The organism is Aliivibrio sifiae (assembly GCF_002954715.1).
Taxonomy (GTDB): Bacteria; Pseudomonadota; Gammaproteobacteria; order Enterobacterales; family Vibrionaceae; genus Aliivibrio; species Aliivibrio sifiae.
Genome location: NZ_MSCP01000002.1, coordinates 168,889 through 193,554 on the forward strand (window position 1 = coordinate 168,889; position 24,666 = coordinate 193,554).

Sequence of the window (24,666 nt, forward strand, 5' to 3'; positions counted from 1 at the left end):
CCTGAAATAGACTTATCGTCCGTAGGTTTCCATAATATACGCTTCAAATTCATCACACATTTTTGCGTTTGATTCAGCGTTACTTGCTAATGTTTTTGCACCATCAATCACCGTGATATTGGCATGTAATGGCGAAATGTCAGCTTGAGCACGTGTGTTCATGTCTGCAATCTTTTGTTGTTCTGTTTTCCAAGCATCTTCCACTGATAGATTACATTCATCCGCTAAGTATTTAGCATTAAATCCCTCACCAGTTAGGGCAATAATAGAATCATTATGATTTACGCTGTTGCCTGCATTCCAATAATGTTTCGCAAGTAAAGGCCCGATCTTAGGGTTATCTGCTAAGAAGCCGAATTTCTTAGTAAAGTATGCACGTGTTTGATAGACCGCCATGTGCGCCAACAAATAACCATGATAAGCACACGAAGCTTCATCAGACACTAAGTGTGGAATCGCCATTAATGGGCGAGGGCTGCATTCTAAGCCAAGAATCTTTTTCTCAGAAGCACGAGCTAACTTGGTGATGTTTTCTGGTGTTAAGTTTGAATCGCTTAGCTGGTATAAAGCACGTTCAAAATACGGCACGACTAAAATACTGCGCTCTTGGTACGCTTTAAACGGTTGTTTACTGTTGATCATCGCTTTAATGATACCGTCAGGCACTGGTTTTCCATCAGTATCTAACGCGTATTGTTTTAACCAATCAGCATCGGATAATAAGCTGTCACAAAACATAGATTGTGTTTCAGCATAAGCCATTGACGTAGGAGCAAATTCTTGTGAAAAGCATGGTGCATTCATCTTCACGTTAGAGAAATGTGCCGCATGGCCGCCTTCATGGAATAAGGTGTTCATACCGTCATAACCACTGCCAACTTGGTCTGGTTTTGCGTTGCTAGTAAAGTTAACTTTAGCGGCAACCCATTGGTCCTGATTATAAAAAGAAGGAATAGGACCGTGACAAAAACCATTCGGGTATTTGCCTTTACGGTCGAGTAAATCAAGGGTTAATTCTGCGCCTGAGAATTCAATATTTAAACGACCAAACGATTCTACCCAACGACGTAGTGATTTTGAGAACGGTACGTAAGGGTCTAAATCACGCATTACATCGCCAGCAAACGAAAATACAAAGTTGTGTGCGAGCAGTGATTCGTTTCCTTTGTTTGTGGCAAGTTGGTCTAAGCTGTTTTGATGACAATCGCGTGTGCGTTTCTCAAAGTCATCCAAAATAGTAAACAGCTCATCTGCGCTCATTTTCTCTTTTTTAGTGACTGAATAATCAAAAAAAGTATCAAACCCTTGAGAGCGAGCAAATTTGTTACGAAGTTTAATTAATTCAATAAAGCCGTTTTGTAATAACCATTGCTCTAAACCAAGAAACGCTTGGTGAGCTGATTGACGTGTTGCGGCATTAGCACTGGTGCGAACAATAGATGCTAACACAGGAAGAGAGCCTTCAACCGTGTCGCCTTCTTCGTTTACATACGTCATGGTGTGGTTCTGTTTTTTCTCAAACAAACCGGCTTCAAATTTGATCAGTTCTGCTTTGATATTTTGAGCTTGTTCTGATTCAATTGCATGAGATTCAAACGTGGCTAACCAACCTTGAAGGCCAATAATGGTTTGTTTTTTTTCTTGTTCATCAGCAATGTTTTCTGCGTGAGTTAGTTGCTCTCTGATGGCAGATATTTGTTCTGCATTACTCAAAAATTGAGTCCATGCCGTTTCTGCTTTAGTTGAGCCTTGGTGATCATCACTCAACCCCATATAGGTATCCCAAAAGAAATTTTCTTTAGTGCGATGAATAGAGAGATAGCGTTGGTTTAAATCATTAAGGTAAGTAGTGGCAGTCATTTTCATCCCTTTAAATACAGCGTATGCAAAGGATTATTATGACATAGATGATATGGGTATGAGGAGATTAAAATAGAAAGCTCAATCTATAACCGATCGAGCTTCATAAAATAAGCTTAGTATTGCGCTTCTAATTGGTCGGCTTTATTTAGTGCGGGATGCGTCTCTAATTGTTCAGAATAAGCACTGATATTAGGAAATAAGCCAAGCTGCCCACGTTGCTTTAGAATATCAACAATGAACGACATCATGATATCTGCACCAGATAAGGTATCACCCACAAGGTAGCGTTTATCGGCGAGTGAAGATTCAAAATAGTTAAGCACTTTACTCGTTTCTGCACTGGCATAAGCGGGTAAGAAGTTCATTTCAGCGCCGTCTTTCTCTACAAAAAGAGTTAGCAGTAATGGAAGCATGGCTGAGCTTTCAGCAAAGTGCATCCATTGTGAATATTCTACATAGTCGTTACTGCCTGCTTTTGGTGCTAGTTGAGTATTGTACTTATTAATCAAATATTCAGTAATGGCACCCGACTCCGCAATAATTAATCCATTATCTTCAATGACAGGGGATTTACCAAGTGGATGAATATCTTTTAATTCCTGTGGTGCAAGTTGAGTAACTTTATCTCTTTGATAGCCTTTAATCTGATAATCTACGCCCAACTCTTCTAGTAACCAGATAATGCGTTTTGAGCGTGATTTATTCAGGTGATGCAATGTGATCATGTGGATGTCCTATCTTTTTAATCGTGGTAATTATTGGATTCTATAGAGCAAGTAATAGCTTTTCAGCCGTGCTTTCAGAACTTGCTGGGTTTTGTCCAGTAATGATAAGACCATCTTGAATAACAAAAGATGCCCAATCACTGACTTTTTGATAGTCGCCGCCTTGTTTCTTAAGCTCATCTTCTAATAAAAACGGCACAATGTCTGTTAAGGCAACTGCTTCTTCTTCCGTGTTACTGAACCCCGTTACGGCTTTGTTTTTTACTATCGGTTGACCAGCAGTATTTTTTGCGTTCAATAATACCGCACCGGCGTGACAAACGGCGGCAACGGGTTTGTTGTTGCTCAGTAGTGTTTCAATAAGGGCAATAGAGTTTTTATCATCAACTAGATCCCATAATGGTCCGTGACCGCCTGGGTAGAATACAGCATCAAAATCATCAGCCTTGATGTCGTTTAGCGTGTGAGTACTTGCTAACTGTTGTTGTGCTGATTCATCGTTATCAAAACGACGAGTGGCTTCAGTTTGAAAGTTTTCTAATTCACTGTTTGGATCGATAGGTGGTTGTCCACCCAGTGGAGAGGCGAGTGTGATTTCAATGCCTGCATCCAGAAATACGTAATAAGGTGCCGCAAACTCTTCAATCCAAAATCCTGTTTTTTCGCCAGTATTACCAAGATCAGAATGTGAAGTCAGAACCATCAAAATGCGTTTTTTATGTGTTGTCATTATTCTATTCCTTTAATTATTGGTTGACCCTTGAAGAGATGAATCAAGGCATGGATAAAATATAGAGTGTAAACCTCAGTTAGACAATGCAGATTAATTTGATTACATTGATTTAAAAATTCGACTAATAAGGTGAGATAACAATGAAGTTGTCGTTTGAACAACTAAAAAGCATGGTGGTATTCACACATGTAGTGGATCAGGGTAGCTTTAGTGCGGCAGCAAAGCAGTTGGAATTATCACGTACCGTGGTTAGTTATCACATTAAGAAATTAGAAACGAACTTAGGAGTGACATTAATCAATCGTTCGACGCGAAGTTTGTCACTCACTGATGCGGGAATTGAATTTTACAGCAGTTGTCGGTTGATCTCAGAGCAAGCGCAATTTGCGAATCAGAAAATGGAAAACTATAAAAATGAACCTGAAGGGGTATTAAAAATAACGTGTCCTGTGAACATGGGATTACAGGTCATTGTGCCTGCATTGAACGTCTTTAAAGCGCAGTTTCCTAAGATTGAGTTGGATTTAATTTTGTCTGATGAGGTGATTAATATCATTCAAGAAGGCATTGATTTGGCCATTCGAGGAGCTGCATTGCCTGACTCTGGCTTAAAAGCTCGTAAGCTCTCTTCTTTACCTACTTGCTTATGTGCATCCCCAAGTTATTTAACTCGCTGTGGTAAACCGCTTACTCCTGCTGAACTAGAGCAGCACAACTGGGTGATGTATAAGTTGGGATCGCCAACGCTAGAGCTGACAAAAGGGACAAGATCCTATCGCATTAAAATGAGTGGCGATATCACCACCAATAATGCCGCAGCACGAACCGCTTTTGTTGAGGGCGGACACGGCTTAGGACGAATACCTGTTTATGATGCGATGCCTAAAATTAAAGAAGGCACGCTACAAACCTTATTAGATGATTATGAACTGGCAGATATTGAGGTGTATGGTGTGTACCCACCTGGTGCAACGGATTCTAAAAAAGTACGTTTATTGTTGGATTTTTTAATTCAATATTTTGATAGTGCGCACCCAAGAAGCTCAATGTTATTGGGATAATATTGAACACTGGCTATTTAATTAATAAGAATAGTGATAAAAAATGAGATTTATTTTTGGTTGAATTTTAGGTGTTTTTGTATAAAAAATACATAAATTACTTTTTTTTCATTTACTTATCTTATTATTGTAAGTGATTGTAATATCGTGACGACAACGATTGCTTATTTATATTTCTCTCAATTTGTGCAAAAATGCGCGCAGAAAATTAATCGCACTTTTATGCTACTTAGTTTAAGGAATGTTCCATGTCTCAGGGCAATGCGCAAAATACGGCACCACAATCCAATATGGATAGAAAACTTGATGGTTTCTTTAAAATTTCAGAACGCGGAAGTACCGTAAAAACTGAAATGATTGCGGGTCTTACGACATTTTTAGCAATGGTATATTCAGTCATTGTTGTTCCAAGTATGCTCGGTGCTGCAGGATTTGATACGGGTGCTGTTTTTGTTGCAACGTGTTTAGTTGCGGCTTTTGGTTCATTATTGATGGGCTTGTGGGTTAACTTACCAATGGCGATTGGTTGTGCAATATCATTAACTGCCTTTACCGCTTTTAGCTTGGTATTAGGGCAAGGTGTTAGTATTCCTGTTGCTCTTGGTGCTGTCTTTATTATGGGTGCATTGTTTACGTTAATTACAGTAACCGGCATTCGCCAGTGGATTTTAAATAACTTACCAACCGGTATTGCTCATGGTACAGGGATTGGTATTGGTCTGTTTCTTCTATTGATTGCTGCTGATGGCACAGGTCTTATTGTTAAAAACGCGCATGCTGGTTTACCTATTATGTTAGGTGATATCACGTCGTTCTCAGTAATGATGTCGGTACTTGGTCTTGCTGCTATTTTTGGCTTAGAAAAAAAACGTGTTCCGGGCGGTATTCTATTAGTGATTGTCGCTATTTCTATTATTGGTTTAATCTTCGATCCAAGCGTAACTTACAATGGCTTCTTTGCTTTACCTAGCCTAGAAACGGCAGATGGTGGTTCATTGATTGGTTCTATGGATATCATGGGCGCATTAACTCCTGCGATTCTTCCTGTTGTTATTGCACTCGTCATGACGGCGGTATTTGATGCGACAGGTACAATTCGTGCATTAGCAGGCCAAGCTAATTTATTAGATGAAGACGGTAAAATCATTAACGGCGGTAAAGCATTAACGGCGGATTCAGCAAGCTCAATGGTTGCAGGTTTAGTGGGTGGTGCTCCAGCAGCGGTTTACATCGAATCAGCAGCAGGTACAGCGGCTGGTGGTAAAACGGGTTTAACAGCAACGGTTGTTGGTGTTTTATTTCTTGTTATGATTTTCTTATCTCCAGTAAGTTACCTAGTGCCAGTTTATGCGACAGCTCCTGCATTAATGTACGTTGGTCTATTAATGCTAAGTAACGTGTCTAAGTTGGATTTTGATGACTCAGTAGATGCGTTATCTGGCCTTGTTTGTGCCGTATTCATTATTTTATCTGCCAACATCGTAACGGGTATTATGATTGGTTTTACTACGTTAGTTGTAGGTCGTATCTTTGCTGGTGAGTTTAAGAAATTGAATGTAGGGATTGTTTCAATCACGATTGCGTTGATTGTATTTTATGTCGGTGGTTGGGCTATTTAACGCTTAATATAACAAACGATGATGATTGAAAAACGGATGCTTAATCGCATTCGTTTTTTTATGCATGTAATAAAAACATCAGTATTAAATTGGTTTATTTTTTAAGCGTGTCCTATCTTTTAGATCAGATACTTGTACCAGAGCAAAGCACTTTTAAAAGTGATTAATGGTAACAATGAAAGTAATTAAAGATAAGGAATCATTATGAATAGGATGTTCAAGAATTTGTCGGTGACCGCTGCACTTTCATTTTCATTGGTAGCGAATGCAGCGCAAGAAAAGCCCAATATATTTGTTATTTTTACCGATGATATCGGCATTTCAAACCTCAGTGCTTATCACAATGGCGTAATGAGCAGTGATACGCCAAACATTGATAGCATTGCTGAAAAAGGGATGCTACTTACCGACTATTACGCTCAACCTTCTTGTACCGCTGGTCGCTCTGCCTTTTTGACTGGACAATTACCTGTGAGAACAGGGATGCACTCTGTTGGTTTACCCGGCGGCCCTGTCGGTCTTAATCAAGATACGCCAACGCTTCCTGAAGTATTAAAAACCCTTGGCTATACAACCGGTCAATTTGGTAAAAACCATTTGGGGGATAGAGATGAATTTCTACCCACAATGCATGGTTTTGATGAGTACTGGGGATGGCTATATCACCTAAATGCGATGGAATACACCGAAGATCCTGATTGGCCACAAGATGAAGCATTTCAAAAGTTTGCTCCACGCAATGTGATTCACTCCACCTCAGATGGTAAAGGCAATCAAACCATTAAAGACGATGGACGATTATCCACTGAACGGATGAAAACCTTAGATGATGAGGTGAACAAACACGCCATTAACTTCATCGAAAAAGCGGTTAAGAATAATAAACCTTTCTTTACTTGGTATTGCCCATCGAGAGGTCATGTTTGGACTCATTTATCTCCTAAGTATGAAAAGATGCTAGGAAAAAATGGATGGGGACTACAAGAAGTCGTGATGAAAGACTTGGATGATCATGTTGGTGAAATGCTCGCAAAAATTGAAGAATTAGGCATTTTAGATAACACCATTATAATCTTTACTGCCGATAATGGGCCTGAAATCATGACATGGCCAGATGGTGGTATGACGCCTTTTCGTGGCGAAAAAGGAACAACTTGGGAAGGGGGAGTACGTGCGCCTTTCTTAATTCAATGGCCCGATAAGATCCCGAAAAATACGGTGCATAACGGCATGTTTGATGGTATGGATTTGTTACCAACATTAGTTGAAGCTGCGGGTGGTCCGGCGGATGTCAAACAACAAATGTTGAAAGGTTACAAAGGCTTTAAAGCACATCTAGATGGTTACAACCAAATGGAGATGTTAACCACAGATGGTGAGTCGAATCGTAAAGAGTTGTTTTATTATGAAAGAGACAAGCTGCAAGCGGTACGTGTCAACGATTGGAAAGCACACTTTGTGGTGCAAAATCATGGCTGGAGTGGCGCTAAAGAAGAGTTAAATGCCCCATTACTGTTTAACTTACGTCGTGATCCTTATGAGCGTACCGCGGAAGAATCTGGCATGTATTTAAAATGGATGGGACAAAAAATGTGGGCGTTCGGTCCAGCTCAAGCAGCCGTTGGTCAGCACTTAGAAACATTTAAACAATGGCCGCCAGTTACTTCGGATACCGTAACCACTGGTGGTGTGGGCAACTAACTGACTAGAATCAATAAGTGATAGCAAAGGTGTAGGTATGTTTTTTTTCATTGTGATTAAGAATGTAAATACACCTTTATTTTTATGTATAGAGTAATATATACCAATATATAGGAAATATAATATGAATCGATTATTTTTACTTTCAGCGTCTTCTGGGTTAATCGTAATAGCGCTTGCCTATGGATTAATGCCTGCGCAATCTCTGCCTTTTCTGTTTGATATTGATCCAACACCAATTAATGTCACGCATATCTTCCGAGCCGTTATGGGGTTGTATTTAGGATTTGCTATGCTTTGGTTAGTCGGAGCATTCAATCAAAAATATCAATTATCAGCCTTGTATAGCTTAGTTGTTTTTATGGTTGGATTGGCGTTTGGACGTTTATTAAGTATGACTCTTGATGGGGTGCCAAACGGATTGCTTCTTTTCTATCTGTTTTTAGAGTTTGGATTTGGTATTCTAGGGGTTATTCTGATTAAAAACACAGAGAAAAACGCTGTGTGATTCTATTCTCAATTAAGGTTGAGTAAGGGCATATTATGAAGGAACCGTCATCTATCATTATTGCTGGGTCTACTGGTTTGATAGGACATCATTTATTGAATGAAGCCTTAAAAAACGAAGAGATTCAACACGTTTATAGTCTCACTCGCCGACCTCTTGATGATATATGCTCGAAGCTAATTCAGGTGATCAATCCTGAATTGACGATTGATAAAGAGCAAGTTAAAGATAATGTACCTAAGGTCGGTTTTATTACGCTAGGCACAACCATTAAAAAGGCTGGCAGTAAGGCTAGATTAAAAGCGATTGATGTTTCGCTAGTGGTGGACGTAGCTCAATCTATGCATGATATTGGCGTTGAGCGTATTTATGTCGTTTCTTGTGTTGGGGCATCAAGCTCTGCGTTTTCGCATTATTTAAAATGCAAAGGGGAAATGGAAGAAAAGGTATCTGCGATTGGTTTTAAAAATGTCACGTTTATGCAGCCAGGTCCTTTGTCAGGAACAAGAGCAAAAACACGATCCGACGAAGCGTTATTACAATGGATCATGAAACTCTTTAATCCATTGATGAAAGGCTTTTTATTAAACTATAAGCCGATCCATGGAGAAATTGTTGCTCAAAGTATGCTTGATTTAGCATTGAGAAATAGTGATAGCGAGGGGGGTTATCGATACACCTCAAGAGACATGTTTGCATTAATAAATAAGTAGTGTTTCACAGTGTATATTGTGATGAATAAAGGAATGGACAGTTAGTGCAGCAATTTGATTATAACTTACTAAATACGCTAGAAGTCTTATTAGAAGAACAAAGCGTAACCTCTGCTGCTTTACGATTGCATCTAAGTCAATCTGCAGTCAGCAAGCAGCTAGCTAAATTGCGTGAAGTCTTTGGTGATCCATTATTTGAGCGGACGTCTTATGGATTACGGGCAACCCCTAGAGCAAAGCAATTAGCACCAGAGTTACGTCAAGTATTACAACATCTGGAGCTATTTACTCGACCACAGCATTTTGAACCCAGTGAAAGCCAAAGAACGTTTGATATTCACATGGTTGAACCTGCATATTCTTTAACTTACCCTCATTTTATGCCTGAGATCTTAAAGCAAGCCCCCCAAGTCAATGTGCATGCAAAAACATGGCGTCGTGATAGTTTAGATCAATTATTACGCTGTGAAATTGATATGGCAATAAGTTGCTGGGAATGGGACTCACGCTCTAAATGGCATATGGAGAATATTCCCAACGAATTGAATTATGTTGAACTAGTTAAAGATCATGCGGTGTGTTTGGTACGAGAAGAGCATCCGCTATTTCAAGAAAAATGGGGATTAGATACCTTCTTAAAGTATCGTCACCTACAAGTGGTTTTTGGTGGTATCGAGCAATGGTTGTTGGATGACATTCTAAATTTAGAACACCTAAAACGAGATATTGCCGTTAATTTAACAGACTTTCATTCTGCCATGGAATTGTGTGAACACAGTGATTTAATTTTATGTGCGCCAGCAAAATACGTAGGCAACATGTTGAAAGGTTCACCGCTAAAAATATTATCAGCACCTGTAGAAATGGAAGCCGGCTGTTATGTTCTTATGTGGCATAAGCATTTTGATTTTGACCATTCACATCGTTGGTTTAGAGAGTTGATTATTGATCGAGTAAAAGCAGAGTATTAATGATATTACATGAGATTGGAGGTACAGAAAACGTACCTCCATGTAGAAATAAACCTTAGTAGCTATTAGATAAATCGTAGATACGCAAAGAGTGAGTTAGTGTCTCTAAATCGTCTCCCAAGTACTCCACTGTTATTGGTTCTTGAGGTAAAAGGGTAAAACTTGAATCACTGAACCTGCCTTTTCCATCGTGCTCTAAATGCACAAAGAAAGCAGGATAATCAGATTGCAGAGTAATACGATTATCTTCCTGAGTTACTTCAATATTGGCTTTTTTAATCGTCAGTTGTTTGATTGTTGGTGTAGCAAACCATGTATTTTGAACTTTCTCGCCATTAACCGTTATTTCAACAAAGAAAAAACTGTTATTGGCGCTGACTTGAAATTTCTCTTTTGTTAATGACCAAATGACATCATTACCATCTTCTTCAATAGAATAATTGATTGTCCACTGACCAAGAACCTCCCCATTGAAGTCCATCCAATACACATTACCGTCGATATGGTTTTCAAATCGGGAGTCATTTACGACTCTGATTTGAACTTCTTTATCGGTTTCTTCAAAAGGAATGTAGGTCGGTGCAAAAAATCGCTTCGCATGATAATGAAGTTGTTTCCAACGACCGCTGTATTCAATGCTAGACCAAGAACTTACTGGCCAGTTGTCATTTAATTGCCAATACAACATACCTCTGCAAATAGGACTTATCGCTCGCCAATATTCACAGCCTGTTTTAATCGCAATAGATTGCTGCACTTGGCTTAAGTACAGCATCTGCTCAAAATTGGATGGGAAGCGGAAGTAACGAGTAAACATTTCTGTGATGATGCTGTTCCCACGACCATTTTTTTGGTGCGCCTCAAATGTAGGTGAGGTGACGTTCCAATCATGCTCTGGAACAAAACGTTTTACTTCAGCAAAAGAAGGCCACGATTGAAACCCAAACTCTGAGCAAAAACGCGGTTTAATGTCTAAATAAGCACTGAATGATTTACCCGAATGCCAGACATCCCAGAAGTGCATATCACCACGATTATCGTTGTGCCATGCGTCACCAAAATCCATGTCACCATTACAAGGAGAGCTTGTCCAAAAACGTCGGCTAGGATCTTCTTCTGCAATCCATTGTGCGATATTACGGTTTAGACGGTCATAATTAACGGTGTAGGTTGTTTTGTTATTTTTGGATTCATCATACCAACCAATAGCACCAATCACTTCGTTGTCACCACACCAAAGTACAATCGATGGGTGGTCTTTAAGTCGGTTTATTTGTTGGCGGATTTCAGGTTCAACTTCGCTTAAGAAAGCCTCTGTCGAAGGATAGAGTGAACATGCAAACATCATATCTTGCCATACCATCAGACCGAGTTCATCACAAATCTCATAGAAGGTATCTGACTCGTATTGACCACCGCCCCACACGCGGATCATATTCATACTCGCGTCTTTTGCACTGCTTAACAATTCACGATAACGAGCTTCAGACTCTAAGCTTGGCATGGCATCCATCGGGATCCAATTAGCCCCTTTTGAATTGATAGGGAAGCCATTAATCACAAATTCCATTGCAGACCCAATGGTATCTACTTTATTGTTTAAGGTGAGTTGGCGAAGCCCTATTTTTTTAGAGATTGATTGAGTATTAAGATCAACATGCAAAGAGTATAATGGTTGTTCTCCGTATCCTGCTGGCCACCAAAGCTCTGGGTCTTCAATATGGAAATTAACGACAGTGAGCCCAGACCCACAAGTAGTGGTCATTTGTATTTGATCACCGAATGTCACTGTGAGTTCATGATCACTTATCTGGTCGTGATGAACTACAGCACTGACATCAACGCTTCCTTGCTGCCAAATCTGCTCAGTATGAACGGACAGTAACGTAATTTGATCAATCACTTCAATATAAACAGGATCGTAAATACCAGAAACCAATAAACAAATTCCCCAATCCCAGCCTGAGTGACATTGGGTTTTACGGATAAGATTCATGTGCGGAACTTGGTTGTTACCTACCGCCCAAGGAATTGGCATTGGCAGGGTATTAGCTCGTTGTTTGCCTTCTTCATTTACGCGCGAAAAATGCACTTCAATATGGTTCTCACCGAGTATTGCAAAAGGTTTGATATCAATTCGGTGTTGTTGGAACATATTTGTACTGCGTAATGCTAACTCGCCATTAATAAAAACATCAGCAAGAGTATCGAGACGGCTTAGGTTTAAGAGTAGTGAAGAAGCGCTGAGTTCTGATGATGAAAGAGAGAAAGTACGAGATAAATGCCAGTCGCATTCTCTTACCCATTGAACCTGTTTTTCATTGGTTTCTTGGTAAGGATCGGCAATGAGATTTGCACTCAATAATGCGTGATAATTATCTCCAGGAATAGACATTGGAATAGAGAGCTGAGAGTGTGTAGGCGAGGTTAGTGTCCAATCACCATTAAGAGAAACCTGCGACATAAAGAATCCTTCTGATGCCGTTGATATAGGGAGTATCAGAGAAGTGTATGTCTGAGTAGAAAATAAAAACGTGATGGCACTCTCGAACAAAACAAGAGTAAGTCGTTTTATTTATACAAATTAGATGGTTAGCACAATTATTTTTTGTTATTTTCACAACATTAACAGAGTTGAAAAAATTGACTGATTTCTTGCCCTGTTGCGACTTCTCTGTGACTTTCTTTTATTAACCAATTTAATGGATTTCTCACCCAAGGTTGAGGATCTTTTACAGGAAAGTCATCTACACAACGTAATCCAACAACATTCCAACCTTGTTGCTTACAGGTATTGATGCAGCGTTTCGCATGCCAAGATTGGGCAACGACCACAACATTACGTGAATGAATGTTGTTTAAGGCCTTACGCGCAATATCTGTGGTGGTTTGGTAATCCTTATTTTCAATAACACTGATTTGTCTGTCTTTAGGGAAGTGGAGTGCAATTTCTTGTTGAAGTTGTACATGTATATTGGGATGTAAATGCTGGATATTTGCAGCCAGTTCACTTAGTTGAATGTTTACATCAGGGCTGTCACCAAATGAGAAGGCAATTAAAGTGTCAGCTTGATTTAGATCCCCAAAAGGTATTAGAAACGGTTGACCTAAAGCAAGGTAATTTTCTAAGCGTTGTTTTGATGGTATTGGTAGTTGGTATGATGGATTACAGTAGCTAAATACTTGAGGATTAAGGCGTAAGGAAGAAGCAAAATCGTGGTGGATTTTGATATCAGAGTTTGAAAAGTAATTCATAAGATCACGCATTGCTTTATCCTTTTGAAAGAATGATAGCCACTGAGATTAACAATCCGTTGTTATATAATTAAGGCTAACAATGAAGCGATATTATGAGTAGAAATTAATCAACTAATGCGCTTTAATCTTATAAATTAAACTTTATTTTTGTAAGGTTATTTTGTTGTCAGAATTTATATTATTTAAAAAATCCATAGTATCACTTACTCTTATTGCTACATGGCTAGAAATAAGAATTAAAAATGGAAAGGTAATGTAACTTTGGGAGGTCAAAATTTAATGATCATAAATCAAGATGAAAACACTTAAACTAATGAACGTAATGTGATGAACGCCTCTTTTATAAAATAATTACATTGATAGCTAGGGTGTAAGTGAATACATTTATTCACATAGCTTATAAAAACTATTAACTCTAAAAATAAAATATCACACCAATTTCAAACCATTTTTGAGACGTTTTATTTAAATAGAGGAAAGTCACATGGCTAAGTATCAATTTTTTTGCATCCCTAATAGCGATCGCAAGCAATATACCTTTCTTGATATGAGTTCAAGCACATTTCTACGAGAGAAAACCGCGATATTAGATCAAGGTTTTGAGGTCGAAGATGATGTCATCTATGCCGATACTCCAGAAGAAGCGGTTGAAAAATTCAAATCAAACTTTATTTATGCTGTTGATGAATATGGCAAAACGAATCCTAGCTATGGTTTTGCTGTGTTTTTCCAATCCCTTTATAAAATGATTTTTACTAAGAAAGTAAATAATAAATAAGAAGGGTGAGAGTTATGGATAACATATTGTTTGAATCGGAAAAATTTAAATTAACAAGGACGAATTTCACTTATCAAGGACATAAAGAAGAAATAGAAAATATCTTAAGTCTGAATGTTATTGAATGGAGTAAAAAAGATCGAATCAAGTATGGAATGGGGCTGGGTATTTTCAGTATTATTATGTTTTATACTATTGGTTGGTTTTTAATATTACCTGTACTTGGGGCTCTAAGTGAGGATTTTTCATCATATTTTGTTGAAGCAACAACGTCTGTCGTATTTATCTTTTTCAGTGTGTTAGGTTACCTTTCTCGTAAAGGGTATACATTAGAATTAGAACGCAGTAATGGGAACAAAGGTACGATTGGAAAGAGTATTAAACGGTCTGATTTTGACCCGTTGCTCTTGGCGTTTATGCAAGCTAAAGCATCAAAATAGGTCGTCGAATGATAACTGAAGATGGTGCATGAAAATCACCCCCTTTGAGTCAGGCACAATCCCGTTTACGAGAGATATGGAGATTGTGTCTGTTACAGGGTAAGAAAGAGTAAGTTGAGGGATTAAATAAAGGCTAATGTCGTCATTAATATAAGTAATTATTTGTTCTTGTTCATAGCCTGTTACTACACCAACCATCGCTCCTAAACGAAATGACAACTTCTGTATTTTAAGGTCATTATCCATTCTAAAGTTCCAGCCAATAAGAGTGGAGTTATTATTATAAGAATTGATAAAATGAGCAGCACTAAAGCCATTGTTAATGCTAAAACCAATCAGTTTATGATTTTCATTATAATCATAGTTTCGGTCTACATGATGGTTACTGTAGCCTAAAAAAGCAATTTGAAGTGACACTGCAGAAGCGCCAAATGAATATAAAAATAAACAAAAGCTACATATTGAAATCCATTTCATATTATTCCCTAAGTTAAGAGCTATGAAATATAATAATAGTCAGAAAATATTGATTTTGCTTAATTTTTGCTATGCAATAAAAATCACATGCCCACAAATACAGTACCAAATACAGCTTGTTTCGCTATAAAACCACTCTTGATGTTGACGGCAGCATGGGCAAACTAACTTATTCATATATCCTCTATCATTCTTATTATTTATAGATTCAGTATGGGATCTATTTATGTTTAATCAAACCAATATCTGGGTTCGTCGGGCTCATTTAGACGTAAGCAACATTTATATGTAATTGTTACAAATAATGGTCAGGATATTTGATTTTTCGTCGTATTTTTATGTGCAAATTGCTCATGATTTTGGCCGCAGTCACATTATATATACCTTGTTATGTTTAAAATGAGTGACCGAAAAGAAATTTGCTCAAGGAGGAGTTATGTTGATATCGGAAGGGTTAAGTCCACTAACAGAGTTGGTTATTTGGATGAGCTACGCAGTGACTATTGTTTTAGCAGTACTTGCTGTTGGTATCGTACTTGAACTCAATAAAAAGGAATAATCTTCCTTCTTATTTTATATAAAGCACCTTATTTTAGAAAGGTGCTTTTTTAGTTATGTATGAAGGGCTAACTTGTTTTAAATTGTGAAACTTGCTCTTTCATTTCTTCTGCTTGCTTTGCAACCTGTTGGATCTCTGTAAGGCAAGCTTGCGCAGAATGAATATTACTTTCGGTTAAATCATTGAGTTCTGTGATGGTCTGGCTAACTTCATTCGTTGTTGTATTTTGCTCTTCAATCGCAGATGCAATTTGGATTGATGAATCAGAAATCGTCGCCATATCAATAATTATTTTATTTAAGATAGCTTCTGCGCTGCTTGCTTTTTCTACTGAATTTTCACCTTGTATACTGCACTGTTCAATATTGGTGACGACTTTGTCTGTTTGGGTTTGAATTGATTCAATGATAGCTCGAATCTCTTCAGTGGATGCCTGAGTTCGAGTTGCAAGAGATCGTACTTCATCTGCAACAACAGCAAATCCGCGTCCTTGCTCACCTGCGCGAGCGGCTTCAATCGCGGCGTTTAGAGCAAGTAAGTTAGTTTGTTCAGCAATGCTTTGAATCATTTCGACAACACTACCCACCTGACCAACAAATTCACTTAAACGAGATATATCGGCTTGGCTTGAAGATAAGGTGCCAGATAGTTGAGAGATCTCTTGAGATGCGGCCTGAAGTACGGCTTGACCTTCGGTGGCATTTTGATGAGATTGGGTGGCATTGGTCGCTGCTGCTTCTGTGTTATTTGCAATTTCAGCAACGGTTAAGCTCATTTCATTTACAGCCGTTGCCATCATCATTGTATGTTGTGATTGCATGTCAAAATCGCGTAATACACCTTCTAATTGAGTTCGCATTTCTGATGCACTTCCAGCTAAGTTGATAGATTTGAGTTGAGAATCACCAACTAAAGACTGAATTTTGTCTAATAAAACGTTAAAGCTTAGACCAATTTGACTGATCTCATCATTACTCATATTTTCAGTGCGAAGCGCGATATTATTAGTGTCTGTAATTTTTTTTATTACATTGGCTTGGTTTGTAATACGACGAACAATAACTAAGGATAAAGCAATAGAAAGTGAGATTAGTGAAATAATTAATAGGGCTGAGACAATGTATTGTTGCCAGTTTAGATAAGTAAGATGCTCATTCACTTTTTCATCAAGTTCTTTGGCAAGCAAAGAGAAGTTTTGCTCTACCTCAGCAGAGTGTAAGCGAGTTTGTCCTTTTAGGCCTTGATCGTATTTTAACCCTAGCTTGGTTTTTTGTTGAATAATTGAGTTTGCATAAGAGGCTAAATTAAATAATTCCCCCGCATAATTTGCCGTTGTAATCGGTATACCTTTTGCGATGCTGTCATCAAAAAAGAGTATTCCCTCTAGTAAAGTGACGTTCTGTTGGCGAAACGCTTTAGAGAAAAGCCCTTTTCTATTATCGTAATATTTCCCGAGTAAGCCATCTTTTTGGGTAAGACCAAGCTCTTGATAGGCAGAGACTAAATTCATAAACGTTACTTTATATTCTTCAAGTTCATTTTGGATGATGTCTTTTCGATTAAGGACGATTCCAAAGCTATCAAGAATATGAGAAATTTCTTGGTTCTTGTTGATAAATACCTGAGAGTTTTTTTCAAAAGTGGAGAGGTATTTTAAATTCATTCGAGCCATAAAATCTTTTTCATTGCGGCGCATATTTAACAGGCTGATTTCTAATTCAGCTAAGTCGAGGCGAGCCTGACTCAGTTGGTTGGAGTCTTGAGTAATTTTATATGCATATCCAAGTGTAAAAATCATGCCTAGCACACCAACAAGGCACAAAGAATAAAGTATGTGTTTAATTTTCATCTAATGATTATCCATAATATTGATTATTTTGCGACCATACGTGCTATTTTGTTAATTATCAATAGTGAGAATGCAATGGTGTGACGTATTTGGCTAGTTTATGGTTTGGCGTGTAAAGTGGTTTATTTTATATATAGGCTTATTACTTTAAAGGGTAATTAATAAACTTGCCGTATATCATATAGATAATGTTTTTTAAATTATGCTATAGCTAAATGGCCTGTAAATAAGACCATTTAGTAAGGGGATTATATTTTTATTACAGAATTCGGTTATCACCACAGCTATAGGCAATGATTTGGCTTATTTCAGATAAACTACGACCAGATTCACTCTTCCATTGTGAAAATGCCTTATTTGCTGCTTGCTGTGCTCGTTTAGTATCTCGCCCGCTGTCTATAATTCCGCAATTACGTAAATGAGATTCTACATCTGATGATAAAATAAAAGTATCAACGCCCATTTGACGTAAAGCGTATGCACCAGTATTTCCGCCTAAACGTTTCCCGTTTTTCTTTAAATATCCCCATAGACCAGTAATGTCATCACTCGGCCAGTTTGCGACCATTTTTCCAAAAGATCCGTATTTAAGACTTGCAATATTAATCATCATTGCATTGGCAGGGACCGTCATTACTTTTGTTAAGTGGCGGATAATTCGAGGATCTTGGGCTTTCTTTTCCCATGCTTCATCAGGTTGAAGTAATAATGGTTGAATTCGAAATTGGAAAAACACATCTTCAAATTCTGGCCATTTTTTGCGAACTACATTCCATGAGATACCACATTGAAATACCTTTTCTGTAAATGCAGCCAACCAACGGTCATCTGGAATTGTCGCTATTTCTTGTGGAGATAATGGCTTATGCAGTAGTTGTTCTAATTGTGCTTCTCCACCCTTACGTTCTGCTGCTCGTTGGTAGATGGATTCAAATTTTTCGATTGTCATGGTGTTCTCATCTAAAAGAGGCGATGGGGAGATTGAACCATAAATGGCAATTTTTTTGTATGATTTGTAATGAATTTTTCTCCAATAACTTTTAACATTCCAAGAATGTTAAAATAATTTAAATTATACTGAAAAAAGAATAAATAAGGACAGACATGAAAATTGGAATCATCGGTTTAGGGGATATTGCGCAAAAGGCTTATTTACCTATTATTACTCAGCGTCAAGATGTTCACCCTGTATTTTGTACTCGAAATGCAGATACATTAAAACAGTTATCATCGAAATACAGAGTGGATCAGATTTGTCGTGATTACCAACAATTGCTTGGTATGGGGGTTGATGCGGTGATGATCCATGCTGCAACCAACGTTCATTTTGATATTGCTTCTTTTTTCTTAAAAAATGGCATTCCAACATTTGTAGATAAACCATTAGCCGATTCAGCTGAAGAGGTTGAACAACTTTACGCTATTGCTGCACAACAAAACCAACCACTTTATGTTGGTTTTAATCGTCGTCATATTCCGCTTTATAATCAGTCTTTACCTGAGCTTGCGAAGGGAAAAGTGGGAGATTTAAGATCGTTTCGTTGGGAAAAGCATCGCCACGATCTTCCTGGAGATCTTCGCACGTTTATTTTTGATGATTTCATTCATCCTCTTGATAGCATTAACCTTAATGCTCAATCATCAGTTGATGATCTTTATATTACTCATCAACAAAAAGGGAACCAGTTGTCGAGATTGGATGTGCAATGGCAAGCAGGGAACACACTTTTACATGCATCAATGGACCGAAATTTTGGTATTACTACTGAGCGAGTCTCAGCAAGTTATGATAACTGTGCGTATGAATTTTCCTCTTTTACAGAAGGGAAAGTGTGGAAGAATAGTAGCGAACAAAAACTTAACTTGAAAGATTGGACTCCGATGCTTGCTAGTAAGGGGTTTGATAATATGCTTAAAGATTGGATTACAGTGATTGAAAAAGGCAGTATGGCGACTCATGTTATTGACCGTAATATAGCAAGCCACCAGTTAGCTGAACGTATTTATCAAAAAATACGTAATCAAATTAAATAATCGCACTCAGATTTCGGGCACTTTACTTCTATAGAATAAAAGGAACATTCATGTCACTGGTTAATCAGCTCTCGCTTTTTATTGATGTTGTGCAACAAGGCTCATTTACTAAAGCTGCGGCATTACATGATATGGATAATTCGTCATTATCTAAGCAGATTAAAAAGCTAGAAACTGAGCTTGGAGTACAGCTGCTTAACCGTTCTACTCGTTCCTTCTCTTTAACTCCAGCAGGTGAAGAGATCTTAGAGCAAGCTCATAATTTAGTGAGCACTATTGGGCATGTGCAAACCATTGCTGATTCTTATCATGCAGAGCCAAAAGGACGTATCCGAATTACTGCGCCATTGCATATCGGACAACACTATCTGCAACCTGTAATTAGTCAATTTATGAAGCGCTATCCTGAAGTGGAGATCGTCCTTTTGATGGATGATAAACGTTCAGATATCATTTCAGATCACTTCGATGTGGCTTTTCGATTAGGTCGATTAGATGACTCGAGTTTAATCGCGAAAAAAATTGCAGATATTCGCGCTGTTGTATTAGCTTCCCATGATTTTATTGCTCAATATGGTGAGCCAAAAACACCTGAAGAGTTAGTGAGTCTACCTTCGGTAATTTACAGCAATGGTTCATTGACTGTTGATGTTGTTAGATGCAGTGAAACACCAGATTCAGGTGTGTTTAATAATTATAAAATGAAAGGAAATTACAAGGTGAATGATGTAAGTACTTTGCTTACAGCAGTTCAAGATGGGTTAGGTTACGCTACGATAGCATCATCTAACTTGGCTCGTTCAATAGACGAAATGCAATTAACGCCATTATTAACAAATTACACTATTTGTAATCAAGGGTTAGCGGTTTATGCTATCTACCCACACAGACAGCAAACAGCTTTAGTTCGTGAGTTTATTGCAGCCGTTCAATCTTATATTGGTGAATCACCACGCTGGGAGCAACACATCCCGAACTTTGACACCATGTACCAAATAAATAAGAACGTAATAAAAAAATAACCCCACTCAAAAAAGCAGGGTTATAGATTATTTTCAATAAGATAGGCTTACTTAGATTGCTTGATATTCAGGGTAATCAAGTAAGCCTTTTTCAGCCCCACCAAATAACGTGCTTGGCTCGTGATTTGCTAATGGGTAATCGTTTTTGATGCGGCTTGGTAAATCAGGATTGGCAATAAATGGACGACCAAAGCCAACCATATCTGCAACACCACTGATCAATGCTTGCCCAGCTTTATCTGTATTATAACGGCCAGCATAAATAATGGTTCCTGTATAAGCTTCACGAATCGCTTGTTTAAATTCTGACGGTGTATCTGGCGCATCGTCCCAATCAACTTCAGCAATGTGCATATAAACCACATTTAGGTAATCGAGTAAAATAGCTGCAGCAGTGTAGGTTTCAACCGGTGCCTTATCTACTGTGCCATTGAGTGATGTAAATGGCGCGAGACGAACACCTACACGATCAGTGCCAATAGCATCGACCATTGCTTCAATAACTTCGCCTAAAAAACGTAGACGATTTTCTATACAGCCACCGTATTCATCATCACGATTATTTGCTTCTGAATCGATGAATTGATTAATCAAGTAGCCATTAGCCGCATGAAGTTCAACACCGTCAAAGCCAGCTTCAATTGCATTTAATGCCGCTTGACGATACTCAGCGACGACATTTTTAATATCTTGTTTTGTCATTTCACGTGGTTCAACAACATCAACAAAACCGGGCTCATCAGTACCGTTATCGATAAATACTTTTACATTCTCTGCTTTGATAGCCGAAGATGAAATTGGCTGTTGACCACCAATGTTGTCTGGGTGTGTTACACGACCGACATGCCAAAGCTGAGCAAAGATAGCTCCGCCTTTTGCGTGGACAGCGTCAGTTACTTTTTTCCAACCTGTGATTTGTTCTTGAGAGTAAATACCCGGAGTCCATGCATAGCCTTGAGCCATTGCTGATATTTGAGTTCCTTCAGCAATAATAAGGCCAGCACTTGCTCGTTGAGCGTAGTATTCAGCCATCATATCGTTAGCAGCATTACCAGGTTGGCTTGCACGAGAACGCGTCATTGGTGGCATTACAATACGGTTTTTAAGTGTAAGGTTACCAAGTTGCATTGGTTGGAAGAGTGCGTTTTTCATTGGTAGATCCTCTTATTTTACTCATAAATGGGTTCGCAAATTTTAAAAGAGGATATCGTGTTGGATGATAAAACTGAAATTATGATTTTTTATCGATTTAATAATGTTCTGTTATTATTTATTACGGTGAACACAAAAAAGGTCAGACATCTGTCTGACCTTCTATTTCTATGATTAGCACATAGGACTGCTTTGTATATTATAGAACAGTAATTACGTCTTCCATTGGTAGACGTGCTTTTGGAAGACCGTAGTTATAATCTTCAACGTCTTTGTGGTAACCCAGAGCAAGAGCAAAGTCACAAACGTAACCATCAAGCTCATCTTTAAATGTTTCGCCAATTAGCTGTGCATCAACGCCTTCCATAGAAGTAGAAGCGATACCCATACGAGCAAGCGTATGTAGTGTGTTGCCTAAAGCAATGTAAGATTGTGCTTTAGTCCAATTGCCGTTAAAGCCAGTTTCATCAGTATTTAATTCAACAAAACCGTACGCACCATCAAGCATATCGTTGTAACGTTCAGCAGGAAGGTGGCCTGAACTTACTTCTGCATCAACCACTTTTCTGTATTGGTCTTTATCAAACTTAGGGTTGTGTGCAAATAAAATCGTATGTGATGCTTCTTTTGCGTGCGGTTGGTTAAATTGGAACATGTTCGCGAATGTACCGTGGAAACGCTCTTTAGCTTCATCACTTTCAAGAACGATGAATTTCCAAGGCTGAGAGTTAATTGAAGACGCTGATAAACGGATAGCTTCTTTAATCACATCCATATCTTCTGCAGAGATGCGTTTAGTTGCATCGTATTTTTTAGCTGTGTAACGAGAGTTTAAATCGGCAATAATTGGATGAGTCATATCTACTTCCTAAAATAAGATGAACAAAAGCACAAGACAGAACATCCGTCTAACGCGTTGTTGATGAAAGTAATATAAATAAAACGAAGCAAGAGAAACAGAGCGTATTTATCCAATGACTATGGAACAAAAATACCATAATCCATTAAATTGAAAAATACCGAGATAAAAAAGGCCAGTAGCTTATGCTATTGGCCTTAATATTATTTACAAATAATGAGTGTAAACTAAATGTAAGTAGATAAACTATAGAGCTGCTTTTTTCGCTTCAGCAATCCAAGCATCGAATTGAGTACGGTTTGCTTTTATCCAACCGTTTACGTGTGATTCGATATCTGCGGTACTGTTTTTCCCTTTACTCATCATCATATTTTGAGCACTTACATCATTGATATTCAATTTAATGATTTCAAATAATTTTGCTGCTGATGGGTTCTGTGCTGCAAACTCTTTGTTTGCAATAATACGCATAGAGTTCATCTCAAAACCGTAGTTCTTACCGTTAGATAACGTAGTATCAATGTTCTTACGATCTCCAGGTAATGCAGAGAAAGGAACTTCCAACCATGTTACATCTTTATTAGGAACAAGCACGCCACTCACCCAGTAAGGAGTCCAAGTGTAATAAAGGATAGGCTCGCCATTCTTATAACGTGAAATCGTATCAGCAATGATGGCTGCATAATTACCTTGGTTATGAGTTACCGTATCTTCAAGTTGGAATGCAGATATTTGGTGTTCAATAACCATTTCACAGCCCCAACCTGGGTTACAGCCTGTTAGATCTGCTTTACCATCACCATTAGCATCAAATAACTTAGCAATTTTAGGATCTTTTAATTGACCGATATTCGTAATGCCGTATTTATCAGCGGTTTTCTTATCAATTAAATAACCTTGAGCAGCACCACTAACGTATTGACCTTGACGAAAGAACTTATCATCACCACCAGACATTTTGTATTTATCAGCATGAAGAGGGAACCAACCAACAGCTAAAAAAGTAGCATCGCCTTTTGCGATAGAGGTATAAGCAACGTTGTAATCCACTTCTTTTGTAGGTAATACATCATAACCAAGCTCTTCAAGTGCGCGGTTTACAATCGATGTTTGGAATGTCTCTTCAGCAACAGTAGATTGAAGTGCTTGAACGGTTACCCCTTCGCCAGGAAGTTTCTCTGCCCAAACATTCGTTGATAGAGCGAGTGTTGAAACGATACTTACTGTTAGTGCTTTCTTCCATGAATTAATCATTCTTATTTCTCCTTAAGTTTTAGTTCTGGTTTTTGTTCTTTCTTTTGAGCAAAAATACGTAGCAGGATAGAAACGGGTCCCATGTGATACCAACGCAGTTTAGTGTTACCTGCATTGACACCTAATACTTGAGTTATTCGGTCAAGTAAGATGGCAAGAATAACAATGCCTAAACCACCGACAGCAGCAAGCCCCATATCTAAACGGCCGATCCCTCGTAATACCATTTGACCTAAACCACCAACGGCAATCATTGAGGCGATAACTACCATTGATAGCGATAGCATTAAGGTTTGGTTTACACCTGCCATAATTGTTGGCAGTGCAAGAGGGAGTTGAATTCGGTACAGCATCTGTTTTTTATTCGCACCAAATGAATGGCCCGCTTCGATTAACTCTTCTGGTACTTGTTGAATACCAAGAATGGTTAAACGGACAACAGGTGGCAGTGCGAAAATAATGGTTACAACAACGCCCGGAACATTACCAATACCAAACAACATAACGATTGGAACTAAGTAAACAAAAGCGGGGGTTGTTTGCATGGCATCGAGTATTGGTCGAATAAATTTTGCAGCCGTTTTACTTCTTGCTAGCCAAATTCCCATGGGCAGGCCAATAAGCAGACAGAAAAAGACCGAAGTCATAACCAAAGCAAGAGTTGTCATTGCTTGAGACCATGCGCCGATAAGACCAATAACTAACAAGGATACAGCGGTTGATACGCCAAGTTTAAAGTTAGAAAACTGCCATGCTAATAAAAATAAGATAAGTAGCATGAAAGGGGCAGGCGTAGAAACTAACGTGGTTTCAAATGAACTCAAGATAAAATCGATAGGAACACGAATTGCTTGGAATAATGGGCGTCCATGTTCAACTAACCAATTCAAGCCTGATTCAACCCAAGTATCAACGGGTAGAACGGCTTCTTCAAATGGGTTCAAAATATCAAAAGGTTTGGTTTCAACTACTTCGCTGTTGAGCCAATCTGCCGTTGTTGATGTATCGCCAGTTTGACCCCAAGGATCAGCACTTGGTGCTGTTGTCGTTTGTGACCATGGGTCATTATTTGTTTGAACTGATGACATCG

23 protein-coding genes are annotated in these 24,666 nt (G+C 38.4%); 11 read left to right on the forward strand and 12 right to left on the reverse strand.

The window, feature by feature from the left end; all coding sequences use genetic code 11:
• Positions 1 to 12: 12 nt before the first annotated feature.
• From BTO23_RS12105 to BTO23_RS12115, 3 genes are all read right to left on the reverse strand, one after another.
• Positions 13 to 1,860: a M3 family metallopeptidase gene (locus BTO23_RS12105; protein ID WP_105063641.1), complete on the reverse strand. Its 1,848-nt coding sequence runs from the start codon at positions 1,858 to 1,860 to the stop codon at positions 13 to 15.
• 116 nt (positions 1,861 to 1,976) lie between these two features.
• Positions 1,977 to 2,588 (reverse strand): glutathione S-transferase family protein, encoded by a 612-nt coding sequence (locus tag BTO23_RS12110; protein ID WP_060991989.1) that lies wholly within the window; start codon positions 2,586 to 2,588, stop codon positions 1,977 to 1,979.
• 40 nt (positions 2,589 to 2,628) lie between these two features.
• Positions 2,629 to 3,318, reverse strand: coding sequence for a type 1 glutamine amidotransferase domain-containing protein (locus BTO23_RS12115; RefSeq protein WP_105063642.1), 690 nt, complete (start codon positions 3,316 to 3,318; stop codon positions 2,629 to 2,631).
• 143 nt (positions 3,319 to 3,461) lie between these two features.
• Here BTO23_RS12115 and BTO23_RS12120 point away from each other — a divergent pair, with 143 nt between their 5' ends.
• The 6 genes from BTO23_RS12120 (at position 3,462) to BTO23_RS12145 (ending at position 9,894) form a co-directional block, all read left to right on the forward strand.
• A complete protein-coding gene (locus BTO23_RS12120; RefSeq protein WP_060991991.1) occupies positions 3,462 to 4,382 on the forward strand; it encodes a LysR family transcriptional regulator in 921 nt (306 codons plus the stop codon).
• Between the two features lie 248 nt (positions 4,383 to 4,630).
• Positions 4,631 to 6,001: an NCS2 family permease gene (locus BTO23_RS12125; RefSeq protein WP_060991992.1), complete on the forward strand. Its 1,371-nt coding sequence runs from the start codon at positions 4,631 to 4,633 to the stop codon at positions 5,999 to 6,001.
• 204 nt (positions 6,002 to 6,205) lie between these two features.
• Positions 6,206 to 7,702 (forward strand): arylsulfatase, encoded by a 1,497-nt coding sequence (locus tag BTO23_RS12130; protein WP_105063643.1) that lies wholly within the window; start codon positions 6,206 to 6,208, stop codon positions 7,700 to 7,702.
• A gap of 124 nt (positions 7,703 to 7,826) precedes the next feature.
• Positions 7,827 to 8,210: a DUF4345 domain-containing protein gene (locus BTO23_RS12135; protein ID WP_105063644.1), complete on the forward strand. Its 384-nt coding sequence runs from the start codon at positions 7,827 to 7,829 to the stop codon at positions 8,208 to 8,210.
• A 35-nt stretch (positions 8,211 to 8,245) separates the two neighbouring features.
• Positions 8,246 to 8,923, forward strand: a complete 678-nt coding sequence (locus tag BTO23_RS12140; protein WP_105063645.1) for an NAD(P)H-binding protein — start codon at positions 8,246 to 8,248, stop codon at positions 8,921 to 8,923.
• 44 nt (positions 8,924 to 8,967) lie between these two features.
• Positions 8,968 to 9,894: a LysR family transcriptional regulator gene (locus tag BTO23_RS12145; RefSeq protein WP_105063646.1), complete on the forward strand. Its 927-nt coding sequence runs from the start codon at positions 8,968 to 8,970 to the stop codon at positions 9,892 to 9,894.
• A gap of 55 nt (positions 9,895 to 9,949) precedes the next feature.
• Here BTO23_RS12145 and BTO23_RS12150 read toward each other — a convergent pair whose 3' ends face one another.
• On the reverse strand, positions 9,950 to 12,358 hold the full coding sequence (locus BTO23_RS12150; protein WP_105063647.1) for a beta-mannosidase: 2,409 nt from the start codon (positions 12,356 to 12,358) through the stop codon (positions 9,950 to 9,952).
• Positions 12,359 to 12,519: 161 nt separating this feature from the next.
• Entirely contained in the window at positions 12,520 to 13,161 is a 642-nt protein-coding gene (locus BTO23_RS12155; RefSeq protein ID WP_105063648.1) for a hypothetical protein, read from the reverse strand.
• A gap of 475 nt (positions 13,162 to 13,636) precedes the next feature.
• Here BTO23_RS12155 and BTO23_RS12160 point away from each other — a divergent pair, with 475 nt between their 5' ends.
• Positions 13,637 to 13,930, forward strand: a complete 294-nt coding sequence (locus BTO23_RS12160) for a hypothetical protein (protein ID WP_060991996.1) — start codon at positions 13,637 to 13,639, stop codon at positions 13,928 to 13,930.
• 14 nt (positions 13,931 to 13,944) lie between these two features.
• Positions 13,945 to 14,370, forward strand: coding sequence for a hypothetical protein (locus BTO23_RS12165; RefSeq protein ID WP_060991997.1), 426 nt, complete (start codon positions 13,945 to 13,947; stop codon positions 14,368 to 14,370).
• Here the strand turns inward: BTO23_RS12165 and BTO23_RS12170 are convergent.
• Entirely contained in the window at positions 14,362 to 14,847 is a 486-nt protein-coding gene (locus BTO23_RS12170; RefSeq protein ID WP_060991998.1) for a hypothetical protein, read from the reverse strand. The two genes, BTO23_RS12165 and BTO23_RS12170, sit on opposite strands and share 9 nt — an antisense overlap.
• Before the next feature lie 436 nt (positions 14,848 to 15,283).
• On the opposite strand from BTO23_RS12170, the gene BTO23_RS21590 reads away from it, so the two are divergent.
• A complete protein-coding gene (locus tag BTO23_RS21590) occupies positions 15,284 to 15,406 on the forward strand; it encodes a hypothetical protein (protein WP_281260271.1) in 123 nt (40 codons plus the stop codon).
• A 67-nt stretch (positions 15,407 to 15,473) separates the two neighbouring features.
• On the opposite strand, the gene BTO23_RS21340 is transcribed toward BTO23_RS21590, so the two are convergent.
• The gene (locus BTO23_RS21340; RefSeq protein ID WP_060991999.1) at positions 15,474 to 17,255 is read right to left on the reverse strand and encodes a methyl-accepting chemotaxis protein; all 1,782 of its coding nucleotides are present in this window, start codon (positions 17,253 to 17,255) and stop codon (positions 15,474 to 15,476) included.
• Positions 17,256 to 17,514: 259 nt separating this feature from the next.
• Positions 17,515 to 18,204 (reverse strand): DNA-3-methyladenine glycosylase I, encoded by a 690-nt coding sequence (locus tag BTO23_RS12180; protein ID WP_061029832.1) that lies wholly within the window; start codon positions 18,202 to 18,204, stop codon positions 17,515 to 17,517.
• 155 nt (positions 18,205 to 18,359) lie between these two features.
• Here BTO23_RS12180 and BTO23_RS12185 point away from each other — a divergent pair, with 155 nt between their 5' ends.
• Together BTO23_RS12185 and BTO23_RS12190 are read left to right on the forward strand one after the other, a co-directional pair.
• Positions 18,360 to 19,289 carry a Gfo/Idh/MocA family protein gene (locus BTO23_RS12185; RefSeq protein WP_060992001.1) on the forward strand — a complete coding sequence of 310 codons (930 nt, stop codon included), beginning with the start codon at positions 18,360 to 18,362 and terminating at the stop codon, positions 19,287 to 19,289.
• Positions 19,290 to 19,339: 50 nt separating this feature from the next.
• Positions 19,340 to 20,311, forward strand: coding sequence for a LysR family transcriptional regulator (locus BTO23_RS12190; RefSeq protein ID WP_061003434.1), 972 nt, complete (start codon positions 19,340 to 19,342; stop codon positions 20,309 to 20,311).
• A gap of 51 nt (positions 20,312 to 20,362) precedes the next feature.
• Here BTO23_RS12190 and BTO23_RS12195 read toward each other — a convergent pair whose 3' ends face one another.
• The 4 genes from BTO23_RS12195 to proW form a co-directional block, all read right to left on the reverse strand.
• Positions 20,363 to 21,463, reverse strand: coding sequence for an alkene reductase (locus BTO23_RS12195; protein ID WP_060992003.1), 1,101 nt, complete (start codon positions 21,461 to 21,463; stop codon positions 20,363 to 20,365).
• 199 nt (positions 21,464 to 21,662) lie between these two features.
• Positions 21,663 to 22,322, reverse strand: a complete 660-nt coding sequence (locus BTO23_RS12200) for a nitroreductase family protein (protein ID WP_105063649.1) — start codon at positions 22,320 to 22,322, stop codon at positions 21,663 to 21,665.
• A 246-nt stretch (positions 22,323 to 22,568) separates the two neighbouring features.
• The gene (proX, locus tag BTO23_RS12205; RefSeq protein WP_105063650.1) at positions 22,569 to 23,576 is read right to left on the reverse strand and encodes a glycine betaine/L-proline ABC transporter substrate-binding protein ProX; all 1,008 of its coding nucleotides are present in this window, start codon (positions 23,574 to 23,576) and stop codon (positions 22,569 to 22,571) included.
• Positions 23,577 to 23,578: 2 nt separating this feature from the next.
• Complete coding sequence (proW, locus tag BTO23_RS12210) at positions 23,579 to 24,664, reverse strand: glycine betaine/L-proline ABC transporter permease ProW (RefSeq protein WP_105063651.1); 1,086 nt, start codon at positions 24,662 to 24,664, stop codon at positions 23,579 to 23,581.
• Between the last annotated feature and the right edge of the window lie 2 nt (positions 24,665 to 24,666).